This window comes from Streptomyces sp. NPDC004327, from assembly GCF_042873935.1.
Classification (GTDB): domain Bacteria; phylum Actinomycetota; class Actinomycetes; order Streptomycetales; family Streptomycetaceae; genus Streptomyces.
The window spans coordinates 120461-147296 of record NZ_JBIAME010000011.1 but is presented as its reverse complement, the minus strand read 5'-3'; the positions used below and the strand labels follow the sequence as shown (position 1 = coordinate 147296).

Annotated in this window: 26 protein-coding genes; 24 read left to right on the top strand and 2 right to left on the bottom strand. The window is 72.5% G+C overall.

Features of this window, described 5'->3' with window-relative positions:
* The first annotated feature begins 190 nt into the window (after nucleotides 1–190).
* From ACFYU9_RS32390 to ftsH, 6 genes are all read left to right on the top strand, one after another.
* A complete protein-coding gene (locus tag ACFYU9_RS32390) occupies nucleotides 191–1660 on the top strand; it encodes a hypothetical protein (RefSeq protein ID WP_389208959.1) in 1470 nt (489 codons plus the stop codon).
* 350 nt (nucleotides 1661–2010) lie between these two features.
* Nucleotides 2011–3357, top strand: coding sequence for an ammonium transporter (locus ACFYU9_RS32385; protein ID WP_389347185.1), 1347 nt, complete (start codon nucleotides 2011–2013; stop codon nucleotides 3355–3357).
* A complete protein-coding gene (locus tag ACFYU9_RS32380) occupies nucleotides 3354–3692 on the top strand; it encodes a P-II family nitrogen regulator (protein ID WP_004924863.1) in 339 nt (112 codons plus the stop codon). Before ACFYU9_RS32385 ends, ACFYU9_RS32380 begins: the two co-directional genes overlap by 4 nt.
* Before the next feature lie 163 nt (nucleotides 3693–3855).
* A complete protein-coding gene (locus ACFYU9_RS32375) occupies nucleotides 3856–6315 on the top strand; it encodes a [protein-PII] uridylyltransferase (protein WP_389347183.1) in 2460 nt (819 codons plus the stop codon).
* A 239-nt stretch (nucleotides 6316–6554) separates the two neighbouring features.
* Nucleotides 6555–8108, top strand: a complete 1554-nt coding sequence (ffh, locus tag ACFYU9_RS32370) for a signal recognition particle protein (protein WP_389208964.1) — start codon at nucleotides 6555–6557, stop codon at nucleotides 8106–8108.
* A gap of 298 nt (nucleotides 8109–8406) precedes the next feature.
* Entirely contained in the window at nucleotides 8407–10326 is a 1920-nt protein-coding gene (ftsH, locus tag ACFYU9_RS32365; RefSeq protein ID WP_389208966.1) for an ATP-dependent zinc metalloprotease FtsH, read from the top strand.
* Between the two features lie 94 nt (nucleotides 10327–10420).
* Here the strand turns inward: ftsH and ACFYU9_RS32360 are convergent, their stop codons facing one another.
* A complete protein-coding gene (locus tag ACFYU9_RS32360) occupies nucleotides 10421–11167 on the bottom strand; it encodes a class I SAM-dependent methyltransferase (RefSeq protein ID WP_389347181.1) in 747 nt (248 codons plus the stop codon).
* A gap of 374 nt (nucleotides 11168–11541) precedes the next feature.
* Between ACFYU9_RS32360 and ACFYU9_RS32355 the strand changes: the two genes are divergently transcribed.
* The 17 genes from ACFYU9_RS32355 (at nucleotide 11542) to ACFYU9_RS32275 (ending at nucleotide 25096) form a co-directional block, all read left to right on the top strand.
* Nucleotides 11542–12135 carry a hypothetical protein gene (locus ACFYU9_RS32355; protein WP_345485364.1) on the top strand — a complete coding sequence of 198 codons (594 nt, stop codon included), beginning with the start codon at nucleotides 11542–11544 and terminating at the stop codon, nucleotides 12133–12135.
* Between the two features lie 154 nt (nucleotides 12136–12289).
* Nucleotides 12290–12736, top strand: coding sequence for a 30S ribosomal protein S16 (gene rpsP / locus ACFYU9_RS32350; RefSeq protein WP_389208970.1), 447 nt, complete (start codon nucleotides 12290–12292; stop codon nucleotides 12734–12736).
* A gap of 2 nt (nucleotides 12737–12738) precedes the next feature.
* Nucleotides 12739–12978 carry an RNA-binding protein gene (locus tag ACFYU9_RS32345; RefSeq protein WP_056566048.1) on the top strand — a complete coding sequence of 80 codons (240 nt, stop codon included), beginning with the start codon at nucleotides 12739–12741 and terminating at the stop codon, nucleotides 12976–12978.
* Between the two features lie 161 nt (nucleotides 12979–13139).
* Entirely contained in the window at nucleotides 13140–13757 is a 618-nt protein-coding gene (gene rimM, locus ACFYU9_RS32340) for a ribosome maturation factor RimM (RefSeq protein WP_389208972.1), read from the top strand.
* Nucleotides 13757–14578: a tRNA (guanosine(37)-N1)-methyltransferase TrmD gene (gene trmD, locus ACFYU9_RS32335; RefSeq protein ID WP_389208973.1), complete on the top strand. Its 822-nt coding sequence runs from the start codon at nucleotides 13757–13759 to the stop codon at nucleotides 14576–14578. Before rimM ends, trmD begins: the two co-directional genes overlap by 1 nt.
* A 129-nt stretch (nucleotides 14579–14707) precedes the next feature.
* On the top strand, nucleotides 14708–15058 hold the full coding sequence (rplS, locus tag ACFYU9_RS32330; protein WP_389208975.1) for a 50S ribosomal protein L19: 351 nt from the start codon (nucleotides 14708–14710) through the stop codon (nucleotides 15056–15058).
* A 39-nt stretch (nucleotides 15059–15097) separates the two neighbouring features.
* The gene (lepB, locus tag ACFYU9_RS32325; protein WP_389347179.1) at nucleotides 15098–16156 is read left to right on the top strand and encodes a signal peptidase I; all 1059 of its coding nucleotides are present in this window, start codon (nucleotides 15098–15100) and stop codon (nucleotides 16154–16156) included.
* Nucleotides 16149–17222 (top strand): signal peptidase I, encoded by a 1074-nt coding sequence (gene lepB, locus ACFYU9_RS32320; protein WP_389208979.1) that lies wholly within the window; start codon nucleotides 16149–16151, stop codon nucleotides 17220–17222. Before lepB (ACFYU9_RS32325) ends, lepB (ACFYU9_RS32320) begins: the two co-directional genes overlap by 8 nt.
* The gene (gene lepB, locus ACFYU9_RS32315) at nucleotides 17137–18099 is read left to right on the top strand and encodes a signal peptidase I (RefSeq protein WP_389347178.1); all 963 of its coding nucleotides are present in this window, start codon (nucleotides 17137–17139) and stop codon (nucleotides 18097–18099) included. Before lepB (ACFYU9_RS32320) ends, lepB (ACFYU9_RS32315) begins: the two co-directional genes overlap by 86 nt.
* 72 nt (nucleotides 18100–18171) lie before the next feature.
* On the top strand, nucleotides 18172–18957 hold the full coding sequence (lepB, locus tag ACFYU9_RS32310; protein ID WP_389347176.1) for a signal peptidase I: 786 nt from the start codon (nucleotides 18172–18174) through the stop codon (nucleotides 18955–18957).
* The gene (locus ACFYU9_RS32305; protein WP_389347174.1) at nucleotides 18954–19553 is read left to right on the top strand and encodes an NUDIX hydrolase; all 600 of its coding nucleotides are present in this window, start codon (nucleotides 18954–18956) and stop codon (nucleotides 19551–19553) included. Before lepB (ACFYU9_RS32310) ends, ACFYU9_RS32305 begins: the two co-directional genes overlap by 4 nt.
* A 56-nt stretch (nucleotides 19554–19609) precedes the next feature.
* A complete protein-coding gene (locus ACFYU9_RS32300; RefSeq protein WP_005311352.1) occupies nucleotides 19610–19918 on the top strand; it encodes a DUF2469 domain-containing protein in 309 nt (102 codons plus the stop codon).
* 118 nt (nucleotides 19919–20036) lie between these two features.
* Entirely contained in the window at nucleotides 20037–20438 is a 402-nt protein-coding gene (locus tag ACFYU9_RS32295; RefSeq protein ID WP_389347173.1) for a YraN family protein, read from the top strand.
* Nucleotides 20438–22066, top strand: a complete 1629-nt coding sequence (locus ACFYU9_RS32290; protein WP_389347171.1) for a YifB family Mg chelatase-like AAA ATPase — start codon at nucleotides 20438–20440, stop codon at nucleotides 22064–22066. The genes ACFYU9_RS32295 and ACFYU9_RS32290 overlap by 1 nt, the downstream gene beginning before the upstream one ends.
* On the top strand, nucleotides 22063–23388 hold the full coding sequence (dprA, locus tag ACFYU9_RS32285; RefSeq protein ID WP_389347169.1) for a DNA-processing protein DprA: 1326 nt from the start codon (nucleotides 22063–22065) through the stop codon (nucleotides 23386–23388). The genes ACFYU9_RS32290 and dprA overlap by 4 nt, the downstream gene beginning before the upstream one ends.
* Nucleotides 23389–23633: 245 nt before the next feature.
* Entirely contained in the window at nucleotides 23634–24470 is an 837-nt protein-coding gene (gene whiG / locus ACFYU9_RS32280) for an RNA polymerase sigma factor WhiG (protein ID WP_389208992.1), read from the top strand.
* Between the two features lie 65 nt (nucleotides 24471–24535).
* Complete coding sequence (locus tag ACFYU9_RS32275) at nucleotides 24536–25096, top strand: TetR/AcrR family transcriptional regulator (RefSeq protein ID WP_389209232.1); 561 nt, start codon at nucleotides 24536–24538, stop codon at nucleotides 25094–25096.
* A gap of 92 nt (nucleotides 25097–25188) precedes the next feature.
* Here ACFYU9_RS32275 and ACFYU9_RS32270 read toward each other — a convergent pair whose 3' ends face one another.
* The gene (locus tag ACFYU9_RS32270; protein WP_389347166.1) at nucleotides 25189–25662 is read right to left on the bottom strand and encodes a peptidoglycan DD-metalloendopeptidase family protein; all 474 of its coding nucleotides are present in this window, start codon (nucleotides 25660–25662) and stop codon (nucleotides 25189–25191) included.
* Nucleotides 25663–25914: 252 nt separating this feature from the next.
* On the opposite strand from ACFYU9_RS32270, the gene rpsB reads away from it, so the two are divergent.
* On the top strand, nucleotides 25915–26802 hold the full coding sequence (rpsB, locus tag ACFYU9_RS32265; RefSeq protein ID WP_389208996.1) for a 30S ribosomal protein S2: 888 nt from the start codon (nucleotides 25915–25917) through the stop codon (nucleotides 26800–26802).
* The last annotated feature ends 34 nt before the right edge of the window (nucleotides 26803–26836 follow it).

Here is a 26836-nt window from a genome sequence, read left to right as displayed (position 1 = left end):
TGAAACGCCATGCACGGACGGGTGATCGTAGGATTACCTTCGGTACACGAACCCGAGGTGTATTGCACGCATGGGTATGCCGGAGGCAACCCGGTCTTCTGTTCGGAGGAGTACAAACGCCGGACGGACACGGCGAAACACGGCATCCTGTCAGGGGTTCGCAAGGCATCAGGTGGATGGGGGCGTTCCAGTGGGCGGCAACGGCGCAGACGGTACGACAGCCGGCAAGCGCCCCAACGAGCAGCTGGGCTCGTGGTTCGTGCGCAGCGGCTGGTCGAAGGGCGAGCTGGCGCGCCAGGTGAACCGCAGGGCGCGCCAGATGGGCGCGCACCACATCTCCACCGACACCTCCCGGGTGCGCCGCTGGCTCGACGGCGAACAGCCCCGCGAGCCCATCCCGCGGATCCTCTCCGAGCTGTTCTCCGAGCGCTTCGGCTCGGTCGTCGCCGTCGAGGACCTCGGCCTGCGCACCGCCCACCAGTCGCCGTCCGTGTCCGGCGTCGACCTGCCCTGGGCCGGCCCGCAGACCGTCTCCCTGCTCAGTGAGTTCTCCCGCAGCGACCTGATGCTCGCCCGCCGCGGCTTCCTCGGCTCCTCGCTCCAGCTCGCCGCCGGGCCCGCCCTCATCGAGCCCATGCAGCGCTGGCTGGTGCCCGCCCCGCCCGGCGAGCCGCAGCACGCGCCCGCCGAGGACCGGCGCACCCACCGGCTCTCCCCGGTCGAGCTCGACCTGCTCGAGTCGACCACCGCCATGTTCCGCCAGTGGGACGCCCAGTGCGGCGGCGGACTGCGCCGCAAGGCCGTCGTCGGCCAGCTCCACGAGGTCACCGACCTGCTCCAGGAACCGCAGCCGTCCGCCGTCGCGCAGCGCCTCTTCAAGTGCGCCGCCGAACTCGCCGAGCTCGCCGGCTGGATGAGCTACGACGTGGGCCTCCAGCCCACGGCCCAGAAGTACTTCGTGCTCGCCCTGCACGCCGCCAAGGAAGCCGGCGACAAGCCCCTCGGCTCGTACATCCTCTCCAGCATGAGCCGTCAGATGATCCACCTCGGCCGGCCCGACGACGCCCTCGAACTCATCCACCTCGCCCAGTACGGCAGTCGGGACTGCGCCACCCCGCGCACCCAGGCCATGCTGTATGCGATGGAGGCCCGCGCCTACGCCAACATGGGCCAGCCCTCCAAGTGCAAGCGGGCCGTGCGGATGGCCGAGGACACCTTCTCCGACGTCGGCCTCGACGGCGAGCCCGAGCCCGACTGGATCCGCTTCTTCTCCGAGGCCGAGCTCAACGGCGAGAACTCGCACTCCTACCGCGACCTCGCCTACGTCGCCGGACGCTCCCCGACCTACGCCTCGCTCGCCGAGCCCGTCATGGAGCGCGCCGTCGAGCTTTTCGAGAAGGACCCCGAGCACCAGCGCAGCTACGCCCTCAACCTCATCGGCATGGCCACCGTCCACCTGCTCAAGCGCGAGCCGGAACAGTCCGTGGTGCTCGCCGAGAAGGCCCTCGGCATCGCCCGCAAGGTCCGCTCCGAACGGGTCAACACCCGGCTGCGCAAGACCGTCGACACCGCCGCCCGCGACTTCGGCGACGTCGCCGAAGTCGTCCACCTCACCGACCGGCTCACCGCGCTGCTCCCCGAGACCGCGGAGGCCGTCTGAGCCCGCAGGACCGCTGAGCGACCCGCTCGGCACCACCCAAGACCCCGGCCGCGCCGGACGTCCCGTAACCCCGACTCGGCTCCCCCGCCGCACGGAACCACGGACGACCGGCGCGGCCGGTCCGCGTCCGCGCCCGGGTGGCCCGGCGGCGCCCCGGCCGTTCACGGCCGCGTAACACGCCCGGCGCCTTCGTCACTGCGGCGAAACATCGAGCGGCATCGGCGGAAACCGGCCTGCGCGAATCTCTGGCGCATAACCGGCCCCCGGCCGCGGCGCCCCTCACGGCCCGGCCCGGCCCCGCCCCCTCGGCCCCGCCCCGCACAGGCCGCAACGACGACGAGGAGACGCCGATGGCATCAGCCATCACGACCCTGGCAGCGGACGCGCCCCCGCTGTCCGCCGCCAACACCGGGTTCATGCTCATCTGCTCCGCCCTGGTCATGCTGATGACCCCGGGCCTCGCCTTCTTCTACGGCGGCATGGTCCGTGTGAAGTCCACCCTCAACATGCTGATGATGAGCTTCATCAGCCTCGGGATCGTCACGATCCTGTGGGTGCTCTACGGCTTCAGCATCGCCTTCGGCACCGACATCGGCTCCGTCGTCGCCTGGTCCTCCGACTACGTCGGCCTCAGCGGCATCGGCCTCACCGAACTCTGGGACGGCTACACCATCCCGGTCTACGTCTTCGCCGTCTTCCAGCTGATGTTCGCCGTCATCACCCCGGCCCTCATCAGCGGCGCCCTCGCCGACCGCGTCAAGTTCACCGCCTGGGCCCTCTACATCACCCTGTGGGTCTCGATCGTCTACTTCCCCGTCGCCCACTGGGTGTGGGGCACCGGCGGCTGGCTCTTCGACATGGGCGTCATCGACTTCGCCGGCGGCACCGCCGTCCACATCAACGCCGGCGCCGCCGCCCTCGGTGTCATCCTCGTCATCGGCAAGCGCGTCGGCTTCAAGAAGGACCCGATGCGCCCGCACAGCCTGCCGCTCGTCATGCTCGGCGCCGGACTGCTCTGGTTCGGCTGGTTCGGCTTCAACGCCGGCTCCTGGCTCGGCAACGACGACGGCGTCGGCGCCGTCATGTTCGTCAACACCCAGGTCGCCACCGCCGCCGCCATGCTCGCCTGGCTCGCCTACGAGAAGCTCCGCCACGGCTCCTTCACCACCCTCGGCGCCGCCTCCGGAGCCGTCGCCGGCCTCGTCGCCATCACCCCGTCCGGCGGCTCCTGCTCCCCGCTCGGCGCCATCGCCATCGGCGCCATCGCCGGCCTGCTGTGCGCCATGGCCGTCGGCCTCAAGTACAAGTTCGGCTACGACGACTCCCTCGACGTCGTCGGCGTCCACCTCGTCGGCGGTGTCGTCGGCTCCCTCCTCGTCGGCCTCTTCGCCACCGGCGGCGTCCAGTCCAAGGCCAAGGGCCTCCTCTACGGCGGCGGCCTCGACCAGCTCGGCAAGCAGGCCGTCGGCGTCTTCTCCGTCCTCGCCTACTCGCTGATCGTCTCCGCCATCCTGGCCTTCGTCATCGACAGGACGATGGGCATGCGGGTCAGCGAGGACGACGAGATCTCCGGCATCGACCAGGTCGAGCACGCCGAGACCGCGTACGACTTCAGCGGGGCCGGCGGCGGCATCACCGGACGCACCACCGCCACCGCACCCGCACCGACGGAGAACAAGAAGAAGGTCGACGCATGAAGCTGATCACCGCGGTCGTGAAGCCGCACCGGCTCGACGAGATCAAGGAGGCCCTGCAGGCCTTCGGCGTCCACGGGCTCACCGTCACCGAGGCCAGCGGATACGGCCGCCAGCGCGGCCACACCGAGGTCTACCGCGGCGCCGAGTACACCGTCGACCTCGTCCCCAAGATCCGCATCGAGGTCCTCGTCGAGGACGACGACGCCGAACAGCTCATCGACGTCGTCGTCAAGGCCGCCCGCACCGGCAAGATCGGCGACGGGAAGGTGTGGAGCGTGCCGGTCGAGACCGCCGTACGCGTCCGCACCGGCGAACGCGGACCCGACGCCCTCTAGGACCTGTCCGGCCTGATCCGCCGGACAGCCTCCGGCGGGGGTGCCTTGCCGATCATGCCGGGCTCGCGATCGGTCCGGTCCGATCGACAAGACACCCCCCTAGGGCCTGTCCGACCCTGATCCGCCGGACACCCCCTAGCCCTTCAGCAGTGAGGAGCCGCTGGTGACGAGCATCGACGTGACGACGGAAACGGACGATCCCGGACCCGGCGGCTACGCGGCGGCCCGGCTGCGCCTCCTCGACCGGGAGGCGCCGGCCGGGCCGCCGCGCCGCGCCGCCCTCGCCCGGCTCACCGACCACTGGCTCGCCGGCCTGTACGAGGCCGCCGCGCCCCCGCCCGGCACCGCCCTCGTCGCCGTCGGCGGCTACGGCCGCGCCGAGCTCTCCCCGCGCAGCGACCTCGACCTGCTGCTCCTGCACGACGGCGGCGCCGACGCCCGCGCCGTCGCCGCCCTCGCCGACCGGATCTGGTACCCGGTCTGGGACCTCGGCATCGCCCTCGACCACTCCGTCCGCACCACCACCGAGGCCCGCGGGACCGCCGCCGACGACCTCAAGGCCCAGCTCGGCCTCCTCGACGCCCGCACCGTCGCCGGCGACCCCGCCCTCGCCACCGCCCTGCGCAGCACCGTCCTCGCCGACTGGCGCAACCAGGCCACCCGCCGCCTCCCCGAACTCGCCGCCCTCTGCCAGGAGCGCGCCGAACGCTCCGGCGAACTCCAGTACCTCCTCGAACCCGACCTCAAGGAAGCCCGCGGCGGCCTCCGCGACGCCCAGGCCCTGCGCGCCGTCGCCGCCTCCTGGCTCGCCGACGCGCCCCGCGCGGGACTCGACGACGCCCGCCGCCGCCTCCTCGACGCCCGCGACGCCCTCCACCTCGCCACCGGCCGCGCCACCGACCGGCTCGCCCTGCAGGACCAGGACGCCGTCGCCGCCGGACTCGGCCTCCTCGACGCCGACACCCTGCTGCGCGAGGTGTACGAGGCCGCGCGCACCATCGCGTACGCCTCCGACGTCACCTGGCGCGAGGTCGGCCGCGTCCTCAAGGCCCGCGCCGCCCGGCCGCCCCGGCTGCGCTCCCTGCTCGCCGGCCGGTCCGGCGGACGCGGCGGGACACCGCCGGCCGAACGCACCCCGCTCGCCGAAGGCGTCGTCGAGATGGACGGCGAGGCCGTCCTCGCGCTCGCCGCCAGGCCCGAACGCGACCCCGTCCTGCCGCTGCGCGCCGCCGCGGCCGCCGCCCAGGCCGGACTGCCGCTCTCCCCGCACGCCGTCCGCCGCCTCGCCGCCACCGCGCCGCCCCTGCCCGTGCCCTGGCCCGCCGAGGCCCGCGAGGCGCTCGTCACCCTCCTCGGCGCCGGCGACAGCACCGTCCCCGTCTGGGAGGCCCTGGAGGCCGAAGGCGTCATCAGCCGCCTCCTGCCCGACTGGGAACGCGTCCGCTGCCGCCCCCAGCGCAACCCCGTCCACACCTTCACCGTCGACCGCCACCTCGTCGAGACCGCCGTCCGCGCCGCCGCCCTCACCCGCCGCGTCCACCGCCCCGACCTCCTCCTCGTCGCCGCGCTCCTCCACGACATCGGCAAGGGCTGGCCCGGCGACCACTCCGTCGCCGGCGAGACCATCACCCGCGACGTCGCCGCCCGCATCGGCTTCGACCGCGCCGACACCGCCGTCCTCGCCACCGTCGTCCGCCATCACCTGCTCCTCGTCGAGACCGCCACCCGCCGCGACCTCGACGACCCCGCCACCGTCCGCGCCGTCGCCGCCGCCGTCGGCGGTCAGAGCGCCCTGGAACTCCTGCACGCCCTCACCGAGGCCGACGCCCTCGCCACCGGACCCGCCGCCTGGTCCACCTGGCGCGCCTCCCTCGTCGCCGACCTCGTCAAACGCGTCGCCGGCGTCCTCGCAGGCGAGGAGCCGCCCGACCCGGAGGCCGCCGCGCCCAGCGCCGAACAGGAGCGCCTCGCCGTCGAGGCGCTGCGCACCGGCGAACCCGTCCTCGCCCTGCACACCGCCCACGAACCGGCCCCGGACCCCGGCGAACCCGAACCCGTCGGCGTCGAGCTCCTCGTCGCCGTCCCCGAACGCCCCGGCGTGCTGCCCGCCGTCGCCGGCGTCCTCGCCCTGCACCGCCTCACCGTCCGCGCCGCCGACCTGCGCGCCGTCACCCTGCCCCGCGCCCTGGGCGACGGGCCCGTCCTCGTCCTGGACTGGCGGGTCGCCGCCGAGTACGGCTCGCTGCCCGAGGCCCACCGGCTGCGCGCCGACCTCGTCCGCGCCCTCGACGGCTCCCTCGACGTCCCCGCCCGCCTCGCGGAGCGCGACGCCGCCTACCCGCGCCGCCGCGGCGCCGCCGCCCCGCCGCCCCGCGTCACCGTCGCCGCCGCCGGCTCCCGCCTCGCCACCGTCCTGGAGGTCCGCGCCCAGGACGCCCCCGGCCTCCTCCACCGCATCGGCCGCGCCCTGGAGGGCGCCGAGGTCCGGGTGCGCAGCGCCCATGTCTCGACGCTCGGCGCCAACGCGGTCGACACGCTGTACGTGACGCGGCCGGACGGCTCGCTGCTCGGCTCGGAGGAGGCGGCGGGGCTGGCGAAGACGCTGGAGGAGGCGTTGCGGTGAGGGCGAGATCCTCGAAGCGGCCGGTCGTCCCCGCCACCGCGGGGCACGCCCGCGCCACCGCGGGGGATACGTCCGCGCCACCGCGGGGGATACGTCCGCGCCACCGCGGGGACAGGTCCGCGTCACCGCGGGGATACGTCCGCGGCCACCCGATCCGGTGGGCGGGGACGATTCCTTTGCCGGGCCGGATACCCTGGAGGGCGATTCCCTACTCCCGACCCCAAGGACCGACGAGCGCCGTGTTCGATACTCTCTCCGACCGCTTGGCGAATACCTTCAAGGCCCTCAGGGGCAAGGGCCGCCTCTCTGAGCAGGACATCGACACCGCGGCTCGGGAAATCCGTATCGCCCTCCTCGAGGCCGACGTCGCGCTGCCCGTGGTCCGCGCGTTCATCGCCCGCGTCAAGGAGCGCGCCCTCGGGGCCGAGGTCTCCCGGGCCCTGAACCCGTCGCAGCAGGTCATCAAGATCGTCAACGAAGAGCTGATCTCGATCCTGGGCGGCGAGACCCGCCGTCTGCGGTTCGCCAAGACCGCTCCGACCGTGATCATGCTCGCCGGTCTCCAGGGTGCCGGTAAGACCACCCTGGCCGGAAAGCTCGGTGTCTGGCTCAAGGCCCAGGGTCACACCCCGCTGCTCGTCGCCTGTGACCTCCAGCGCCCCAACGCCGTCACCCAGCTCGGCGTCGTCGCCGAGCGCGCGGGCGTCGGCTTCTACGGCCCGCAGCCGGGCAACGGCGTCGGCGACCCGGTCCAGGTCGCGAAGGACTCGATCGACTACGCGCGCACCAAGCTCTTCGACGTCGTCATCGTCGACACCGCCGGCCGCCTCGGCATCGACCAGGAGCTGATGCAGCAGGCCGCGGACATCCGCGACGCGGTCTCGCCCGACGAGGTCCTCTTCGTCGTCGACGCCATGATCGGTCAGGACGCCGTCAACACCGCCGAGGCGTTCCGCGACGGCGTCGGCTTCGACGGCGTCGTCCTGTCCAAGCTCGACGGCGACGCCCGCGGTGGCGCCGCGCTCTCCATCGCGCACGTCACCGGCAAGCAGATCATGTTCGCCTCCAACGGCGAGAAGCTGGACGACTTCGACGCGTTCCACCCGGACCGCATGGCGTCCCGCATCCTCGGCATGGGCGACATCATGTCGCTCATCGAGAAGGCGGAGCAGACCTTCAGCCAGGAGGAGGCCGCCAAGGTCGCCGAGAAGCTGGCCTCCAAGAAGGGCCAGGACTTCACCCTCGACGACTTCCTCGCCCAGATGGAGCAGGTCCGCCGGATGGGCTCCATCTCCAAGCTCCTCGGCATGCTGCCCGGCATGGCGCAGATGAAGGAGCAGATCAACAACATCGACGAGCGCGAGGTCGACCGCGTCGGCGCCATCATCAAGTCGATGACCCCGGCCGAGCGCCAGGACCCGACGATCATCAACGGCTCCCGCCGCGCCCGTATCGCCAAGGGTTCCGGCGTCGAGGTCAGCGCCGTCAAGGGCCTGGTGGAGCGGTTCTTCGACGCCCGCAAGATGATGTCGCGCATGGCGCAGGGCGGCGGCATGCCGGGCATGCCGGGGATCCCGGGCATGGGCGGCGGCGCCGGCCGGCAGAAGAAGCAGGTCAAGCAGGCCAAGGGCAAGCGCAAGAGCGGCAACCCGATGAAGCGGAAGGCCGACGAGCAGGCCGCCGCCGCCAAGCGCGAGCAGGCCCAGGCCGGCGGCGCCTTCGGGCTGCCGGAGGCGGGGCAGGGCCCGGGCGAGTTCGAGCTCCCGGACGAGTTCAAGAAGTTCATGGGCTGACACCCATGGCCGGCACCCGGGGGTGCCGGGCGAAGGGGCCCGCGGCGGTTTCGTACCGCCGCGGGCCCCTGTGCGTGCGGGGGGTCTCGGCGGGCGGCCTCGCTGGGTGTCCATCGGCGGGCGGCCTCGCCGGAGGGGCCCCGGGGGAGGGGCCTCGGGGGAGGCCTCGCCGGGTGGTGCTCGCGGCGGGTTCGCCCGGTCGGCTCCGTCCCCGGGGCTTCGTCCGGTCAGCCCGCCCGTAATGCCGGACATGTTCGGTTCTTCGATACTGGGGCCACTGCCACCCCGAGGAGATCCCGTGGCCAACCCCGTACCCCCGCGCGACCGGACCGACCAGCCCTGGCGCTCGGAAGGGGCCCCGCCGCCCGCGCCGCCCAGGAAGAAGATGCCCGGCGGCTGGGGCGGGCTGATCCTCACGGCACTCGTGGTCTACCTCATCGCCAACCTGTTCCTGTCGATCTTCAACCAGGGCGACGAGGCGACGATCTCGTACACCGAGTTCGACAAGCAGGTCGCCGCCGGCAACGTCACCAAGATCTACTCCAAGGGCGACGCCATCCAGGGCCAGCTGAAGAACAAGCAGCCGGTCCCCGACGGCGAGGGCGACTACACCAAGTTCAAGACCCAGCGGCCCGCCTTCGCCGACGACAAGCTGTGGGACTCCCTCACCAAGCAGAACGTCACCGTCACCGCCAAACCGGTCGTCGAGGAGCGCAGCTTCCTCAGCAACCTGCTGATCTCGCTCGCCCCGATGCTGATCCTCATCCTGCTGTGGGTGTTCATCGCCCGCCGGATGAGCGCGGGCCTCGGCGGCGCGGGCGGCATGCTCGGCCGCAAGGCCCCGCCCAAGCCGGTCGAGCTGGAGGGCGGCAGGCGCACCACCTTCGAGGACGTCGCCGGCATCGACGAGGTCGCCGGCGAACTCAACGACGTCGTCGACTTCCTGAAGAACCCCGCCGCCTACCGCGCGATGGGCGCCAAGATGCCCCGCGGCGTGCTCCTCGCCGGCCCGCCCGGCACCGGAAAGACGCTCCTCGCCCGCGCGGTGGCGGGAGAGGCCGGCGTGCCCTTCTTCTCCGCCTCCGCCTCCGAGTTCATCGAGATGATCGTCGGCGTGGGCGCCTCCCGCGTCCGCGAACTGTTCAACGAGGCCCGCAAGGTCGCCCCCGCGATCATCTTCATCGACGAGATCGACACCATCGGCCGGGCCCGCGGCGGCGGCGCCGGCATGGGCGGCCACGACGAACGCGAACAGACCCTCAACCAGATCCTCACCGAGATGGACGGCTTCACCGGCTCCGAGGGCGTCATCGTGCTCGCCGCCACCAACCGCGCCGACGTCCTCGACCCCGCCCTCACCCGGCCCGGCCGCTTCGACCGCATCGTCCACGTCAACCCGCCCGACCGCGGCGGCCGCGAGGCCATCCTCCGCATCCACACCCGGGAGATCCCGCTCGCCCGCGACGTCGACCTCCAGCACGTCGCCAAGACCACCCCCGGCATGACCGGCGCCGAACTCGCCAACCTCGCCAACGAGGCCGCCCTCCTCGCCGTCAAACGCCAGCAGCAGTCCGTCACCCAGTCCGACCTCTCCGACGCCCTGGAGAAGGTCCAGCTCGGCGCCGAACGCCCCCTCGTCATGCCCGCCGAGGAACGCCGCCGCACCGCCTACCACGAGAGCGGCCACGCCCTGCTCGGCATGCTCCAGCCCGGCGCCGACCCCGTCCGCAAGATCACCATCGTGCCGCGCGGCCGCGCCCTCGGCGTCACGTTGTCCACACCCGAATCAGATAAATACGCCTATACGGAGGAGTATCTGCGCGGCCGCATCATCGGCGCCCTCGGCGGCATGGCCGCCGAGCAGGTCGTCTTCGGCGTCATCACCACCGGCGCCGAGAACGACCTGGAACAGGTCACCAACATCGCCCGCGGCATGACCGGCCGCTGGGGCATGAGCGAACGCGTCGGCCGTCTCACCGCCATCCCCGGCGACGCCCAGCAGGCGTACGGACTCTCCGCCGCACCCGCCACCCTCGACCGCGTCGACGAGGAGATGCGCCGGATCGTCGACGAGTGCTACGAGAGCGCGCTGCGTCAACTGCGCGAGCACCGCGACAAACTCGACGCGCTCGCCGAGGCCCTCCTGGAGAACGAGACCCTGGAGGAGGCGGAGGCGTACCGGGTGGCGGGCATCCCGCGCCTCGCCAAGGAGAGCTGAAGCCGGGCCGACGCGAGCCGCCGGACTCCCGTCGGCCTCGCGCCCGGTTCCCCGTCCCCGGGACGCGGTTCCACGCCCCGGGCCTCGGCCCCGCCTACGGCACCCGCGCCACCACGTACCGGAACACGTTCGGCATCCACACCGTGCCGTCCCGGCGCGCGTACGGCTCCAGCGCCTCCAGGAGCTCCTTCTCCACCTGGTCCGGCTCCGTCGCCCGCAGCGCCGCGTCGAACTCGCCCGTCGACAGCAGCCCCCGCACCGCGCTGTCCCGGTCCGCGTAGCCGAACGGGCACGCCACCCCGCCCGAGCCGGACGGCCGCAGCCCCGCCGCGGCGACGGCCTCCGCCAGGCAGTCCCGCGGCCCGTCGTGCTCCGTCGCGGTCCAGCCCGCCAGCCGGGCCGCGACCCGCCGCACCGACGCCGTAGCGCACCGCTCCGGCGGCCCCCAGCCCGCCACCACGACCGCCGCGCCCCGTTCGGCCGGAAGAGTGACGCCGGCCAGCGCCGCCGGCCCGTGGAACGCGGTGATCACGTCGTACGGACCGCCCTCGCGTACCGCCTCCGGGACCGCCGTGCCGTCCGCCGCGCCCAGCGGCGCCCGCGGCAGCCGCTCCCTGGCCAGCGCCACGCGCGCGTGGTCCCGGTCGACGCCGGCCACCCGCGCCCCCCGCGCCGCCGCCATCAGGAGCGCGAGGCCGGAGCCGCAGCCCAGGCCGAGCACCCGCGACCCGGCGACCACGCCGAGCCGGTCGTACACCGCCTCGTACAGCGGGACGAGCATGCGTTCCTGGATCTCGGCCCAATCGCGCGCGGGGTGGTGCGGGACGAGCGTAGGTGTCATGGAAAGCGCCCCAATCCGTGCCTGGACGACAACCCCCTCGGACAACCCCCCGTAGCCAGGGAACTGCGCATCGCCGCCCCCGTCCAGTGCTCGCGGCCGACGGACCCCGGCCAACCTTCGTACGGCCCCCGGCCAACCTCCGCCAGGAGTCCGTACGGGGGAGGGGGTACCGGCCCGGAGCGGCTCCGCGAACCGGTACTGTCCCTCCCACACCGCCACCCGCGTGCGTGACCAGCCCGCGCGCCGGGGCGTTTGCGCCGTACGCACCGGTCGTACCGGCTCCCCACACCTCCGTACCGACTGACGGGTACGTGCAAAATATTTGAGTTGCCCCGGAATGGAACCCGGAGGGGATCCGCGTCGTTGTACCCGACGTGAGCACGACACCACCTGTCCTCGCCGCAGAGCTGGCGCAGGCGTGGGCCGACATTCAGCGGCACCACCCCGAGCTGCCGGATCTTGCCGCGCCCGAGTCCCTGATCGGAGAGTCCTCGTCCGCCTGCGGCGCCGAGCTCTCCTTCGAGCGACTGCTCCACGAGGCAGTCCACGGCATCGCCGCCGCCCGAGGCGTCCGCGACACCTCCCGCGCCGGCCGCTACCACAACCGCAGATTCCTCGCGATCGCCGAGGAGCTGGGCCTCGACCATCCCGAGGAACCGCACGCCAGCAGCGGCTTCTCCCTGGTCACGCTGAACGCGGAGGCCAGGCGGCGCTACCGGCCCACCATCGAGCGGCTGCAGCGCGCCCTCAAGGCCCACACGGTCGCGACCGCCGCCGACACCAAGCGCTCCTTCCGCGGACCGGCCGCCCGGCACGGCTCCTCCGGCGGCGGCGTGCGGGTCAAGGCCGTCTGCGACTGCGGGCGCAACGTGCGCGTGGTCCCGTCCGTGCTCGCCCAGGCGCCGATCGTCTGCGGCGGCTGCGGCAAGCCCTTCCGCATCCCGGAGACGGTGGGCGCCGCAAGCTGACCCCGCGGCGTGTGGCACAATGGCTAGCTGTACTCGACAGTCGCATAGGACCCCTCTCTCCTCCGGCTGACGCGTCCATCGGGCACCCGAGTACCGCAACCCCACGTGGCATCTCAAGTGCCCAACCACGTCAAGTTCAGGAGACACCACTCCAGTGGCAGTCAAGATCAAGCTCAAGCGCCTCGGCAAGATCCGCCAGCCGCACTACCGCATCGTCGTCGCCGACGCCCGCACCCGTCGTGACGGTCGCGCGATCGAAGAGATCGGCATCTACCACCCGACGTACAACCCGTCGCGTATCGAGGTCGACTCCGAGCGTGCGCAGTACTGGCTGTCCGTCGGCGCCCAGCCGACCGAGCCGGTTCTCGCCATCCTGAAGCTCACCGGTGACTGGCAGAAGCACAAGGGCCTCCCGGCCCCGGAGAAGCCGCTGCTCGCCCCGGCGACCAAGGAAGCCAAGCGCGCCACCTTCGACGAGTTCGCCAAGGCTCTCGAGGGCGACGACGCCAAGGGTGAGGCCATCACCCCGAAGGCCAAGAAGGCCAAGGCGGACGAGGCTGAGGCTTCCTCGGCCGAGGCCGCTGAGTCTTCCGAGGCCTGATCATGCTCGAGGAGGCTCTCGAGCACCTCGTGAAGGGCATCGTCGAAAACCCCGACGACGTGCAGGTCGCCTCGCGCAACCTGCGTCGCGGCCGCGTACTCGAGGTCCGGGTCCACCCCGACGACCTCGGCAAGGTGATCGGCCGCAACGGCCGCACCGCGCGTGCGCTGCGCACCGTCGTGGGTGCCATCGGCGGCCGCGGCATCCGCGTCGACCTCGTCGACGTGGACCAGGTCCGCTGAAAGTTTGACACCGGCACGGGCCGGGGAGGGCCAAGCGCCCACCCCGGCCTGAGTCGTTTTGCCCGCCGGCAAGAGCAAAATTGATTGAGCAACCACGACGGAGAGGTACCACCTCCGCGAGAGCGGCGGCGGTTTAGCCGCAAAAAGGGGAGAGTTCACCAGTGCAGTTGGTAGTCGCGCGGATCGGCCGTGCCCACGGGATCAAGGGCGAGGTCACCGTCGAGGTGCGGACCGACGAGCCCGAGCTGCGGCTCGGACCCGGCGCCGTCCTGCACACGGACCCCGCCTCCGCCGGGCCCCTCACCGTCGCGTCCGGCAAGGTGCACAGCGGCCGGCTGCTGCTGCGCTTCGAGGGCGTCAACGACCGCAACGGCGCCGAGGCCCTGCGCAACACCCTCCTCATCGCCGACGTCGACCCCGACGAGCTGCCCGAGGAGGAGGACGAGTACTACGACCACCAGCTGGTCGACCTCGACGTCGTCCTCGCCGACGGCACCGAGATCGGCGTGATCTCCGAGATCTCCCACCTGCCGTCCCAGGACCTCTTCATCGTCGAGCGGCCCGACGGCACCGAGGTCATGATCCCCTTCGTCTCGGAGATCGTCACCGAGATCGACCTGGAGAACCAGCGCGCCGTCATCACCCCGCCGCCGGGCCTGATCGACGACAGCCAGGCCGTCGTCGTCTCCACGCGCGACGCCGACGCCGAGGGGGAGGCGGAGGCCGCCGGGGCCGATTCCGGGGCCGAGGGCGCGGACTTCGACAAGGACGCCTCCTGATGCGCCTCGACGTCGTCACGATCTTCCCCGAGTACCTCGAACCGCTGAACGTCTCGCTCGTCGGCAAGGCCCGCGCGCGCGGACAGCTCGACGTCCACGTCCACCACCTGCGCGACTGGACCCACGACCGGCACAACACGGTCGACGACACCCCGTACGGCGGCGGTCCCGGCATGGTCATGAAGACCGGGCCCTGGGGCGACTGCCTCGACCAGACCCTCGCCGACGGCTTCGAGGCCGGCGCCCACGGCCCGGTCCTCGTCGTGCCCACGCCCAGCGGCCGTCCCTTCACCCAGGAACTCGCCGTCGAACTCTCCGAGCGGCCCTGGCTGATCTTCACGCCCGCCCGCTACGAGGGCATCGACCGGCGCGTGATGGACGAGTACGCCACCCGGATGCCGGTCTACGAGGTGTCCATCGGCGACTACGTGCTCGCCGGCGGCGAGGCCGCCGTCCTCGTCATCACCGAGGCCGTCGCCCGGCTGCTGCCCGGCGTCCTCGGCAACGCCGAGTCGCACCAGGACGACTCCTTCGCGCCCGGCGCGATGGCCAACCTCCTGGAGGGCCCCGTCTACACCAAGCCCCCGGTGTGGCGCGGCCGTGAGATCCCGGACGTGCTGCTCAGCGGGCACCACGGCAAGATCGCGCGCTGGCGCCGGGACGAGGCCCTGCGGCGTACGGCCGCCAACCGCCCCGACCTCGTCGAGCGAACCGACCCCGCCGCCTTCGACAAGAAGGACCGGGAAGTCCTCTCCATGCTCGGCTGGGCCCCCGAGCCCGGCGGCCGATTTTGGCGCGGGCCCGAGCCCGTGGAAGAATAGGCCGCTGTCGTACGTCCGGCGCGCGCCCCTGCCACAGGGGGAACGACGCCCGCCAGAGACGCGCGACGCTCTCCAACCATTCGTACGTACCGCTGATGACCTGTGGCATCAGCGAGGAAAGAGACCTCCATGGCCTCCCTGCTCGACCAGGTCAACGCCGGTTCGCTGCGCTCCGACGTCCCGGCCTTCCGCCCCGGCGACACCGTGAACGTCCACGTTCGCGTCATCGAGGGCAACCGCTCCCGTATCCAGCAGTTCAAGGGTGTCGTCATCCGCCGTCAGGGCTCGGGCATCTCCGAGACCTTCACGGTCCGCAAGGTCTCGTTCTCCGTCGGCGTCGAGCGCACCTTCCCGGTGCACAGCCCGATCTTCGAGAAGATCGAGCTCGTCTCCCGCGGTGACGTCCGTCGCGCCAAGCTCTACTACCTCCGTGAGCTGCGCGGCAAGGCTGCCAAGATCAAGGAGAAGCGCGACAACTGAGCTAGGTCCCACAGGGTGGCGGGATAAGCTCTGCCCCCGATGGACACCGAAGCACAGCACACGGAGCGCGATCGCTCCTCCGGCGAGGAGGAGCGGTCGCGCTCCGCGCGCGTTTCCGGGCGGAACGCGGAAACCCCGCGCGCGAAGCCCGAGACCGGAGCCGCGTCCGGAGCAGGATCCGAGGCCGGACCCGGATCCGGACAGGGATCCGGACAGGGATCCGGACCGGGATCCGGACCCGGATCCGGAGCCGGGTCCGAAGCAGCGCCCGAGCCCGAAGCCGTGCCCGGTGAGGAGAAGTCCGCGCCCGAGCGCGCGCTGACCTGGCGGCGTACGGGCCTGATCGGCGTCGCCTGCATGACCTTCCTGCTGCTGTTCAGCCACTTCGTGCTGCAGCCCTTCCTGGTGCCGAGCAGCTCGATGGAGCCCACGCTCCAGGTCGGCGACCGGATCCTCGTCAACAAGCTGGCGTACCGTTTCGGCAGCGAGCCGCGGCGCGGCGACGTGATCGTCTTCGACGGCACCGGCTCCTTCGTCGAGGAACAGCCGGCGGGCAACCCCGTCACCGGAGCCCTGCACGCCGCCGCCGCGGCCCTCGGCCTCGCCGAACCCGACGAGACGGACTTCGTGAAGCGGGTCGTCGGCACCGGCGGCGACCGTGTCGTCTGCTGCGACAAGGACGGCCGGATCAGCGTCAACGGCGTGCCGGTCAAGGAGACGTACGTGATGCTGGGCGACCAGCCGTCCCGCGTGCCCTTCGACATCGTGGTCCCCGACGGCACCCTGTGGGTGATGGGCGACCACCGCAGCCAGTCCTCCGACTCCCGCGACCACCTCGGCCAGCCCGGCGGCGGCATGGTCCCGGTCGACAAGGTCATCGGCCGCGCCGACTGGATCGGCTGGCCCTTCGGCCGCTGGTCCACCGTGGCCGGCACGAACGCCTTCGCCGCCGTACCGCAGTGGACGGCGAGCGGCCACGGGACCGGTGCCGGGGCTTCGGGTAACGGCGGGCAGGGGACAGGGACCGGTGCCGGGGGCTCGGGTACCGGCGGGCACGGGGCCGGGCACCCGGGCACGGACGGACAGGGACATGGGTAGGCGCGGCAAGGCGCCGGCCGGCCGGGGCGGTGCGGGCGCGGGCGGTACGGGCACGGGCCCGGACGACGAGTCCCGTACGCCGCCGGGGCGGGCCGAGCGGCGCAGGCTCGCCCGCAAGGTCAAGCGGCGCCGGCAGCGCTCCGCCGTCCGCGAGATCCCGGTCCTCGTCGGCGTCGCCGTCCTCATCGCGCTCGTCCTGAAGACCTTCCTGGTCCAGGCGTTCGTGATCCCGTCCGGCTCCATGGAGCAGACGATCCGGATCAGCGACCGGGTCCTGGTCGACAAGCTGACGCCGTGGTTCGGCTCGAAGCCGCAGCGCGGCGACGTCGTCGTGTTCCAGGACCCCGGCAACTGGCTCCAGCAGGAGAGCGCGCCGCCCGCCGACGACCCGGTGGGCGTCAAGCAGCTCAAGCAGGCGCTGACCTTCATCGGCCTGATGCCCTCGGCCGACGAACGCGACCTCATCAAGCGGGTCATCGCGGTCGGCGGCGACACCGTCAAGTGCTGCGGTGACGACGGGCGGATCACCGTCAACGGCGTACCGCTGGACGAACCGTATCTGCACCCCGGCAACCCGCCCTCGAAGATCCCCTTCGAGGTGAAGGTCCCCGAGGGCCGCATCTTCGTCATGGGCGACCACCGGTCGAACTCCGCCGACTCCCGCTACCACCTCGACGAGCCGGACCACGGCACCGTCTCCGAGGAGCAGATCGTCGGCCGGGCCGTCGTCATCGCCTGGCCGTTCGGCCACTGGCGCGGCCTGGAGGAACGCGCCACGTTCGCGTCCGTGCCCGACACCGGGCACGAGGCCGTGGCGCAGTCCTCGGCGCAAGCTCCGTCGCATAGTGTGTCCCAGCGGAATCTGAACGGATTGCCCCCGCTCCCGACCCCGGCGGAACTTCTGCTCGTTATGGGAGTGATGGGCCTGTCCCTGTTCCGGGACGGGCGAGCGCACGGACTGAGGAGTGGATGTGGGGGATGTGGCCGTCGGCGCACGTTCCGGACACGGCGAGCCCGAGGAGAGGCCCCAGCGGCCCCACCCCCCGGCGGCGGCCATGACCGATGACTCCACGGACCGGCCGGACCCCGCAGCGGACTCCGCAGGCGCCGACGGCGCGGGCGAGGGGACCGGAGCGGGCGAGGGGACCGGAGCCGGCGAGGACACCGGCCAGGACGGGCACGGCCCGAAGAAGCCCCGCTCCTTCTGGAAGGAGCTGCCGCTCCTCATCGGCATCGCGCTCGTCCTCGCGCTGCTCATCAAGACCTTCCTGGTGCAGGCGTTCTCGATTCCCTCGGACTCGATGATGAACACCCTGCAGCGCGGTGACCGGGTCCTCGTCGACAAGCTCACCCCATGGTTCGGCTCCGAGCCCGAGCGCGGCGAGGTCGTCGTCTTCCACGACCCGGGCGGCTGGCTGGAGGGCGAGCCGACCCCGCAGCCGAACATCCTGCAGAAGGCCCTCAGCTTCATCGGCCTCATGCCGTCCGCCGAGGAGAAGGACCTCATCAAGCGGGTCATCGCGGTCGGCGGCGACACCGTCTCCTGCAAGGAGGGCGGCAAGGTCGTCGTCAACGGCAAGGAACTCGACGAGACCTACCTCTATCCCGGCTCGGTCCCCTGCGACCCGGCCTTCGGCCCGGTCAAGGTCCCCAAGGGCCGCATCTGGGTCATGGGCGACAACCGGCAGAACTCGCTCGACTCCCGCTTCCACATGGAACTCGCGGGCGGCGGCACCGTCTCCAACGACGAGGTCGTCGGCCGCGCCGTCGTCATCGCCTGGCCGGTGACCCGCTGGTCCACCCTGCCCGTGCCCGCCACCTTCGACCAGCCCGGCCTCAACCAGGCGCTGGCCGCCGCCCCCGGCGCCATGGGCGTCGCCGGAGGGCTCCCGCTCGTGCTGTGGCGGCGCAAGAAGCGCGCCGCACGCCATACCGCCGAGTAGCGACCCGCGGGTAGGGTGCCGTCCCGGACCGTCGCACGGACGGCCAGGCGGACCATCCGAGGTGCCAAGCCCATGAGCGTCACATCGAGCACGACACGTGCACCGGGCACGTCCCGCACCGCGCGTACGAAGGACGGCCGCGGCCGCCTCGGCAGTGTCCTGTCGGGGCTGGCCGTGGCCGTCGGCTGTGTGCTCTTCCTCGGCGGCTTCGTCGTCGGAGCGGTGCTCTACCAGCCGTTCTCCGTCCCCACCGACTCGATGACCCCGACGCTCGACGTCGGCTCCAAGGTCCTCGCCCAGCGCGTCGACGGCTCCGACGTCCGGCGCGGCGACGTCGTCGTCTTCCAGGACCCGGCCTGGGGCAACGTCACCATGGTCAAGCGGGTCGTCGCCGTCGGCGGGGACACCGTCGCGTGCTGCGGCAGCGACGGCCGCCTCACCGTCAACGGCACACCGGTCGACGAACCGTATCTGCCGGCCGGAACGACCGCCTCCGGACAGCGGTTCTCGGCCACCGTGCCCGCCGGGAACCTTTTCCTCCTCGGCGACGACCGCCACACCTCCATGGACTCCCGCGCCCACCTCCAGGAAGCGGCCCACGGTTCCGTACCCCGCTCCTCCGTCGTCGCCCGCGTCGACGCCGTCGCCTGGCCCGCCAAGGGTCTCCTCGCCCGGCCCACCGGCTTCGCCGCCCTCCCCGGCGGCATCTCCCGGCCGGGCCCCGTCATGGCCCTCTTCTACGCGGTCGCCGCAGGGTGTGTACTGATCCTGGCCGGCGCCGCGTACGGGCCGCTGGCCCGGCTGCGGCGCCCGGAGCCCGCGGCGGAACCGGCGGAGAAGAAGCGGGTGAGCGCGTGACGCAGGACGCGGAAGCCGGCACGGAGACGGGGAACGGGGCGGGGGCGGGAGTTCCGGGTGGTGCGGGAGCTCCCGGTGGTGCGGGAGCTCCGGGTGGTGCGGGAGTCCCGGCCGCGCAGGCCCGGAGAGTCGCGCGGGTGATCCTGCTCGACCCCGACGACCGCATCCTGCTCATCCACGGCTACGAACCCGACGACCCGGCCCAGACCTGGTGGTTCACACCCGGCGGCGGACTGGAGGGCGACGAGACCCGCGAGCAGGCCGCCCTGCGCGAACTCGTCGAGGAGACCGGCATCACCGACGTCCGCCTCGGGCCCGTCGTCTGGCAGCGCTACTGCTCCTTCCCCTTCGACGGCCGCCGCTGGGACCAGGACGAGTGGTACTACCTGGCCCGCACCACCCAGACCGCCACCGCCCCCGCGGCCCTCACCGAACTGGAGACCCGCAGCGTCGCGGGCCTCAGGTGGTGGACCTCCGCCGAACTGTCGGCGGCCCGTGAGACGGTGTACCCCAACAGACTCGCCGAGCTGCTGCACCGGCTGCTCGACGAAGGACCCCCGAGCCAGCCGCTCGTTCTCGCCCCGGAAATCGTTTAGGGGCCCGGGCGACTGGCGCACAATAGGGGGACGCACGGCTGATAGGGGAACATGCCATGAGCGCCGAGGACCTCGAGAAGTACGAGACCGAGATGGAGCTGAAGCTCTACCGGGAGTACCGCGACGTCGTCGGGCTGTTCAAATACGTCATCGAGACCGAGCGGCGCTTCTATCTCACCAACGACTACGAGATGCAGGTGCACTCGGTCCAGGGCGAGGTGTTCTTCGAGGTCTCCATGGCCGACGCCTGGGTCTGGGACATGTACCGGCCCGCCCGCTTCGTCAAGCAGGTCCGCGTCCTCACCTTCAAGGACGTGAACATCGAGGAGCTCAACAAGAGCGACCTGGAGCTGCCCGGCAGCTGAGGCGGGGGACGCCGGACCACCCGGGGGAGTGAGCGGGTTTTCCACAATCGCCCGCTCGTCCACAGCGCCGCACACGCGGCGTCACGGTGCGTCACAGTCGGTGCCGGAGGTGGTACCGATGAACGCCACACAAGCACTCGGGCGGTACGGGGAAGAGCTCGCCGTCCGCACCCTCACCGCGACCGGCCTGCACGTCCTCGCCAGGAACTGGCGCTGCGGCCGCACCGGAGAGATCGACATCGTCGCCCGCGACGGCGACACCCTCGTCATCTGCGAGGTCAAGACCCGCCGCGAGGGCGCCTTCGAGCACCCCATGGCCGCGGTCACCCCCCGCAAGGCCGAGCGGCTCCGCCGCCTCGCCGCCTGCTGGCTCGACCGCCACGGCGGACCGTCCGCCGGACCGCCGGGCGGACCACCAGTCGGGACGTGTGACGGCGGAGGCGTCCGCATCGACCTCGTCGGCGTCGTCCTGCCCCGCCGCGGCGCACCCGTCGTCACCCACGCCCAGGGGGTGGCGTGATGGGATTCGCCCGCACCTGCTCCGTCGCCCTCGTCGGCGTCGAAGGCGTCGTCGTCGAAGTCCAGGCCGACCTCGAAGCCGGCGTCGCCGCCTTCACCCTCGTCGGCCTCCCCGACAAGAGCCTCGTCGAAAGCCGCGACCGGGTCCGCGCCGCCATCGTCAACTCCGGTGCCGAATGGCCCCAGAAGAAACTCACCGTCGGCCTCAGCCCCGCCTCCGTCCCCAAGGGCGGTTCCGGTTTCGACCTCGCCGTCGCCGCGGCCGTCCTCGGCGCCGCCGAACGCATCGACCCCCGCACCATCGCCGACCTCGTCCTCATCGGCGAACTCGGCCTCGACGGCCGCGTCCGGCCCGTCCGCGGCGTCCTGCCCGCCGTCCTCGCCGCCGCCGAAGCCGGATACAAGCAGGTCGTCGTCCCCGAACAGACCGCCGGCGAAGCCGCCCTCGTCCCCGGCGTCTCCGTCCTCGGCGTCCGCACCCTGCGCCAGCTCATCGCCGTCCTCGCCGACGAACCCGTCCCCGAGGAAGCACCCCACGAAGACGGCCGCCCCGACCCCATGCTCGCCGGACTCCTCGTCCCCGGCGCCGGAGTCGGCACCGGCCTCGCCGCCGCACCCGCCGACGATCCCCTCGACGGCCGCCCCGACCTCGCCGACGTCGCCGGCCAGCACACCGCCCGCCGCGCCCTCGAAATCGCCGCCGCGGGCAGCCACCACCTCCTGCTCACCGGTCCACCCGGCGCCGGCAAGACCATGCTCGCCGAACGGCTCCCCGGCATCCTCCCGCCCCTCACCCGCCAGGAGTCCCTCGAAGTCACCGCCGTCCACTCGGTCGCCGGCATCCTCCCGCCGGGCGAACCCCTCGTCCACCGCCCGCCCTACTGCGCCCCCCACCACTCCGCCACCATGCAGTCCCTCGTCGGCGGCGGCAACGGACTGCCCCGCCCCGGCGCCGTCTCCCTCGCCCACCGCGGCGTGCTCTTCCTCGACGAAGCACCCGAGTTCTCCACCAAATCCCTCGACGCACTGCGCCAGCCCCTCGAATCCGGCCACGTCGTCATCGCCCGTGCCGCCGGCGTCGTCCGGCTCCCCGCCCGCTTCCTCCTCACCCTCGCCGCCAACCCCTGCCCCTGCGGCCGCCACACCCTCCTCGGTTCCGGCTGCGAATGCCCCGCCGCCGTCATCCGCCGCTACCAGGCCCGCCTCTCCGGACCCCTCCTCGACCGCGTCGACCTCCGCGTCGCCGTCGAACCCGTCACCCGCTCCGACCTCCTCGGCCAGGGCAGCCGCGGCGAAGCCAGCACCACCGTCGCCGACCGCGTCCACGAAGCCAGAGCCCGCGCCGCCACCCGCCTCGCCGACACCCCCTGGTCCGTCAACAGCGAGATCCCCGGACACGAACTGCGCACCCGCTTCCACGCCGCACCCGGCGCCCTCGCCGCCGCCGAACGCGACATCGAACGCGGCCTGCTGACCGCCCGAGGCCTCGACCGCGTCCTGCGCGTCGGCTGGACCATCGCCGACCTCGCCGGACACGACCGCCCCCAGGCCGACGACCTCGCCCTCGCCCTCGAACTGCGCACCGGCATCGCCCGGGGCGTCCCCGTCGCCGCCGGAGAGTGGACATGACCCCGCACGACGACGAACGCCTCGCCCGCGCCGCCCTCAGCCACATCGTCGAACCCGGCGACGAACACGCCGGCCGCGCCATCCGTCGCCACGGCGCCGTCGCGTTCCTCCGCCTCCTCGACGAAGACGGCGGCGCGAAACAACCCGGCCTCTGGGAACCCGACACCCCAGGCCCCGACCCCGACTCAGGCCACGCCCCCGACCCCGACCCTGGCTCAGGCCACGCTCCCCACCCCGTCTCGGGCAACGACCCCGACTCAGGCCACGCCCCCGACCGCCACCCCGGCTCCCGGCCCCGTGGCGCCGCCACATTCCCCCGCATCGGCGAGCAGCGCCTCGCGAGCTGGCGGCGGCGCGCCCGGACCGCCACACCACAACGCGACCTCGACCATCTCGCCCGGCTCGGCGGCCGCTTCGTCATCCCCGGCGACGCCGAATGGCCCCGGCAGCTCGACGACCTCGGCGACGCCCGGCCCCTCGGCCTCTGGGCCCGCGGCCCCGCCGACCTCCGCGCCTGGGCCCTGCGCTCCGTCGCCGTCGTCGGCGCCCGCGCCTGCACTCCGTACGGCGCCCACACCGCGGCCACCCTCGCCGCCGGACTCGCCGAACAGGGCTGGGTCGTCGTCTCAGGAGCCGCCTACGGCATCGACGGCGCCGCCCACCGCGGCGCCCTCGGCAACGGCGGCGCCACCGTCGCCGTCCTCGCCTGCGGCGTCGACACCCCCTACCCCCGCGGCCACGCCCGCCTCCTCGCCCGCATCGCCGAGCAGGGCCTCGTCCTCGGCGAACTCCCACCCGGCGGCCATCCCACCCGCAGCCGCTTCGTCCTGCGCAACCGCGTCATCGCCGCCCTCACCCGCGGCACCGTCGTCGTCGAAGCCGAACTCCGCAGCGGCTCCCTCGTCACCGCCCGCGCCGCCACCCGCCTCGGCCGCCACACCATGGGCGTCCCCGGCCCCGTCACCAGCGGACTCTCCGCCGGAGTCCATGAACTCCTGCGCGGCGAGGCGACCCTCGTCACCGACGCCGCCGAGATCATCGAACTCGTCGGCGACATCGGCCAGCTCGCCCCACCGCGCCGCGGCCCCGTACTGCCGCGCGACCTCCTCGCCCCCGACGCCGCCCGTGTCCTCGAAGCCCTCCCCGGCCACGGCCCGGCAGCCCTCGCCGACATCGCCGCCCACGCCGGCACCCACCCCGACCAGACCCTCGCCAAGCTGTACGAACTCCACTCCCTCGGCTTCGTCGAACGCCGGCAGGACGACTGGCGATTGGCGAACAGGCGACCCGAACCCCCGAACGCCCGGCATGGCGGTACTTGACCCGGAGCATTCGGGTGAAAAGGTGAACCAGATGAGCAACCGAGTTCTCTCGGCCGCATCCGAAGGGCCGATCCGCGCCACGGCCCCCGTTCGAAGATGTGGGCGAGGGCAGCCACCCGGACCGGCGCGATCCACAGGCGTTCGCGCACCGCGACGGCCCACTCACGCTACGCTCACGAGGTTCCACCGCCCGACAACCGGACCGACCCCTCCGCACCCGACGGCAGAACGGCTCAAGGCGACGCATGCCCCAGCACACCTCCGGGTCTGACCGCGCTGTGGTGCCCCCAGCAGCCCGGGGCACCGTGCGACCACCCGCACCGACCACGCTCGACGAGCTGTGGCGCTCGTACAAGGACACCGGCGACGAGCGGCTGCGGGAACAGCTGATCCTGCACTACTCACCCCTGGTGAAATACGTCGCCGGACGCGTCAGCGTCGGCCTGCCCTCCAACGTCGAGCAGGCCGACTTCGTCTCCTCGGGGGTCTTCGGACTCATCGACGCCATCGAGAAGTTCGACGTCGAGCGGTCCATCAAGTTCGAGACCTACGCGATCACGCGCATCCGCGGCGCGATGATCGACGAACTCCGCGCCCTCGACTGGATCCCCCGCTCCGTCCGCCAGAAGGCCCGCAACGTCGAGCGCGCCTACGCCACCCTCGAAGCGCAGCTGCGCCGCACGCCCACCGAGCCCGAGGTTGCCGCGGAGATGGGCGTCACCCTCGAGGAACTCCACGCCGTCTTCAGTCAGTTGTCCCTCGCCAACGTCGTCGCCCTCGAAGAGCTGCTGCACGTCGGCGGCGAGAGCGGTGACCGGCTCTCGCTCATGGACACGCTGGAGGACACCGCCGCCGACAACCCCGTCGAGGTCGCCGAGGACCGTGAACTGCGCCGGCTCCTCGCCCGGGCCATCAACACCCTTCCCGAACGCGAGAAGACCGTCGTCACGCTCTACTACTACGAGGGCCTCACCCTCGCCGAGATCGGCCACGTCCTCGGCGTGACCGAGAGCCGCGTCAGCCAGATCCACACCAAATCCGTCCTCCAGCTGCGCGCCAAGCTCGCCGACGTGGGCCGCTGACCCACTGACCGGGCGGCCCGCCGTCGCCGTACAGTGGAGCCGTGCCAAGGATTCGAGCGGCCTCGGTGGCCGAGCACCGGACCATGCAACGCGGCGCCCTGCTGGACGCCGCGCGTTCCCTGCTGTCCGAAGGCGGTACGGAGGCGCTGACCTTCCCCGCCCTCGCCGAGCGCACGGGCCTCGCCCGCTCCTCGGTCTACGAGTACTTCCGCTCCCGCGCCGCCGTCGTCGAGGAGCTCTGCGCCGTCGACTTCCCCCTCTGGGCCGCCGAGGTCGAAGCCGCCATGGCCGCCGCCGACACCGCCGAGGGCAAGGTCGAGGCCTACGTCCGCACCCAGCTGGAACTCGTCGGCGACCGCCGCCACCGCGCCGTCGTCGCCATCTCCGCCAGCGAACTCGACGACGGCGCCCGCGAGAAGATCCGCGCCGCCCACGGCACCCTCGTCACCATGATCGTCGACGCCCTCACCGCCCTCGCCCGCCCCCAGCCCCGTCTGGAGGCCATGCTCCTCCAGGGCGTCGTCGACGCCGCCGTCCGCCGCCTCGAACTGGGCGCCGCCGAAGACCCCGCCACGATCACGGAGGCGGCGGTCTCGATGGCCCTGGGCGGCATCCGCGGAACCTGAACCGCTCCGGCGCCTGACCGGCTTCCGGGGCCCTCCCTCCCCCCGCCCCCCGCCCCCACCCCTCCCCCCGCAGTGCACGCAGTCGACCAAGGTCACTCAGGCGCGCGCCCCCACACCGGCAGCAGTCTCGACGGCCCTCCGCCCAGCAGTCCCAGCGGGTTCAGATACGTCTCGCCCCGCAGCAGGCCCCAGTGGAGGCAGCTCACCGGGCAGTGATCGCCGTCGGGCGCGACGCGCGCCACGACGTCGCCCGCCCGCACCACCGTGCCCGCCCGGGCCACCGGTTCCACCGGGCCGTACGTCGTGCGCAGGGGCGGCAGGCCCGTGCCCGTCAGGGTCAGGGTGACGACGCCGTGGCCGCCGACGGGACCGGCGAAGGTGACGGTGGCGGCGGCCGGGGCGCGGACCGGGGTGCCCGGCGGGGCGGCGAGGTCGAGGCCGCGGTGGCCGGCGGCATAGGGGCCAGGAGGGGGCTCCCAGCCGCGCAGGACGGCGGGCCGGGGCGGGCCCACGGGCCAGGCCGCGGAGGCCACGGCGAGGAGGAGCCCGGTCACGTAGAGGTTCATGGCGGCAGCCTGCCCGGGCCGAAACCGCCATGACCGGCATCAGCGGAATCTGTGGACAAGGCGCCGGTTGTGGACAACGCCGTCACCCGGCGCTCCCGGGGTCCCGTACACTTTCCATGGCGACCCGGGTCACCGGGTCGACTTCGCACGCCCCGCCATCGGTCCTCGTGACGGGTGGCAGCGCCTTTCGGTCCCTTGTGGCACGGCGCGCCGGGGCGTCAGGAAAACAACCGAGAAACCAAGGAGATGGCCATGGCCGTCGTCACGATGCGGGAGCTGCTGGAGAGCGGCGTCCACTTCGGTCACCAGACCCGTCGTTGGAACCCGAAGATGAAGCGCTTCATCTTCACGGAGCGCAACGGCATCTACATCATCGACCTGCTCCAGTCGCTGTCGTACATCGACCGCGCCTTCGAGTTCGTCAAGGAGACCGTCGCGCACGGTGGCTCCATCATGTTCGTCGGTACGAAGAAGCAGGCGCAGGAGGCCATCGCCGAGCAGGCGACCCGCGTCGGCATGCCGTACGTCAACCAGCGCTGGCTGGGCGGCATGCTCACCAACTTCTCCACCGTCTACAAGCGTCTGCAGCGCCTCAAGGAGCTCGAGCAGATCGACTTCGAGGACGTGGCCGCGTCGGGCCTCACCAAGAAGGAGCTCCTGGTCCTCTCCCGCGAGAAGGCCAAGCTGGAGAAGACCCTTGGTGGTATCCGCGAGATGCAGAAGGTGCCGAGCGCCGTCTGGATCGTCGACACCAAGAAGGAGCACATCGCCGTCGGCGAGGCTCGCAAGCTCAACATCCCGGTCGTCGCGATCCTCGACACCAACTGTGACCCCGACGAGGTCGACTACAAGATCCCGGGCAACGACGACGCGATCCGCTCCGTCACCCTGCTCACCCGCGTGATCGCCGACGCCGTCGCCGAGGGCCTCATCGCCCGTTCCGGTGCCGCGACCGGCGACTCGAAGCCGGGCGAGAAGGCCGCCGGCGAGCCGCTCGCCGAGTGGGAGCGCGACCTGCTCGAGGGCGAGAAGAAGGCTGACGAGGCTCCGGCCGCCGCCGAGGCCGTCGAGGCTCCGGCCGCCGAGGCCACCGAGGCTCCGGCCGCCGAGGCGCCGGCCGCCGACGCCGAGCAGGCCTGACCCTTCCGGTCCCTGAGGACCTTCGGGTAGTGAC

What these genes read in the sequence shown, in the direction of transcription:
- ACFYU9_RS32385 (WP_389347185.1), top strand. Translation starts at nt 2,011, where the DNA reads ATGGCATCAGCCATCACGACCCTGGCAGCGGACGCGCCCCCGCTGTCC.
- ACFYU9_RS32380 (WP_004924863.1), top strand. Translation starts at nt 3,354, where the DNA reads ATGAAGCTGATCACCGCGGTCGTGAAGCCGCACCGGCTCGACGAGATC.
- ACFYU9_RS32360 (WP_389347181.1), bottom strand. Translation starts at nt 11,167, where the DNA reads ATGACACCTACGCTCGTCCCGCACCACCCCGCGCGCGATTGGGCCGAG.
- ACFYU9_RS32345 (WP_056566048.1), top strand. Translation starts at nt 12,739, where the DNA reads ATGCTCGAGGAGGCTCTCGAGCACCTCGTGAAGGGCATCGTCGAAAAC.
- trmD (WP_389208973.1), top strand. Translation starts at nt 13,757, where the DNA reads ATGCGCCTCGACGTCGTCACGATCTTCCCCGAGTACCTCGAACCGCTG.
- rplS (WP_389208975.1), top strand. Translation starts at nt 14,708, where the DNA reads ATGGCCTCCCTGCTCGACCAGGTCAACGCCGGTTCGCTGCGCTCCGAC.
- lepB (WP_389347179.1), top strand. Translation starts at nt 15,098, where the DNA reads ATGGACACCGAAGCACAGCACACGGAGCGCGATCGCTCCTCCGGCGAG.
- lepB (WP_389208979.1), top strand. Translation starts at nt 16,149, where the DNA reads ATGGGTAGGCGCGGCAAGGCGCCGGCCGGCCGGGGCGGTGCGGGCGCG.
- lepB (WP_389347176.1), top strand. Translation starts at nt 18,172, where the DNA reads ATGAGCGTCACATCGAGCACGACACGTGCACCGGGCACGTCCCGCACC.
- ACFYU9_RS32300 (WP_005311352.1), top strand. Translation starts at nt 19,610, where the DNA reads ATGAGCGCCGAGGACCTCGAGAAGTACGAGACCGAGATGGAGCTGAAG.
- ACFYU9_RS32295 (WP_389347173.1), top strand. Translation starts at nt 20,037, where the DNA reads ATGAACGCCACACAAGCACTCGGGCGGTACGGGGAAGAGCTCGCCGTC.
- ACFYU9_RS32290 (WP_389347171.1), top strand. Translation starts at nt 20,438, where the DNA reads ATGGGATTCGCCCGCACCTGCTCCGTCGCCCTCGTCGGCGTCGAAGGC.
- dprA (WP_389347169.1), top strand. Translation starts at nt 22,063, where the DNA reads ATGACCCCGCACGACGACGAACGCCTCGCCCGCGCCGCCCTCAGCCAC.
- whiG (WP_389208992.1), top strand. Translation starts at nt 23,634, where the DNA reads ATGCCCCAGCACACCTCCGGGTCTGACCGCGCTGTGGTGCCCCCAGCA.
- ACFYU9_RS32270 (WP_389347166.1), bottom strand. Translation starts at nt 25,662, where the DNA reads ATGAACCTCTACGTGACCGGGCTCCTCCTCGCCGTGGCCTCCGCGGCC.
- rpsB (WP_389208996.1), top strand. Translation starts at nt 25,915, where the DNA reads ATGGCCGTCGTCACGATGCGGGAGCTGCTGGAGAGCGGCGTCCACTTC.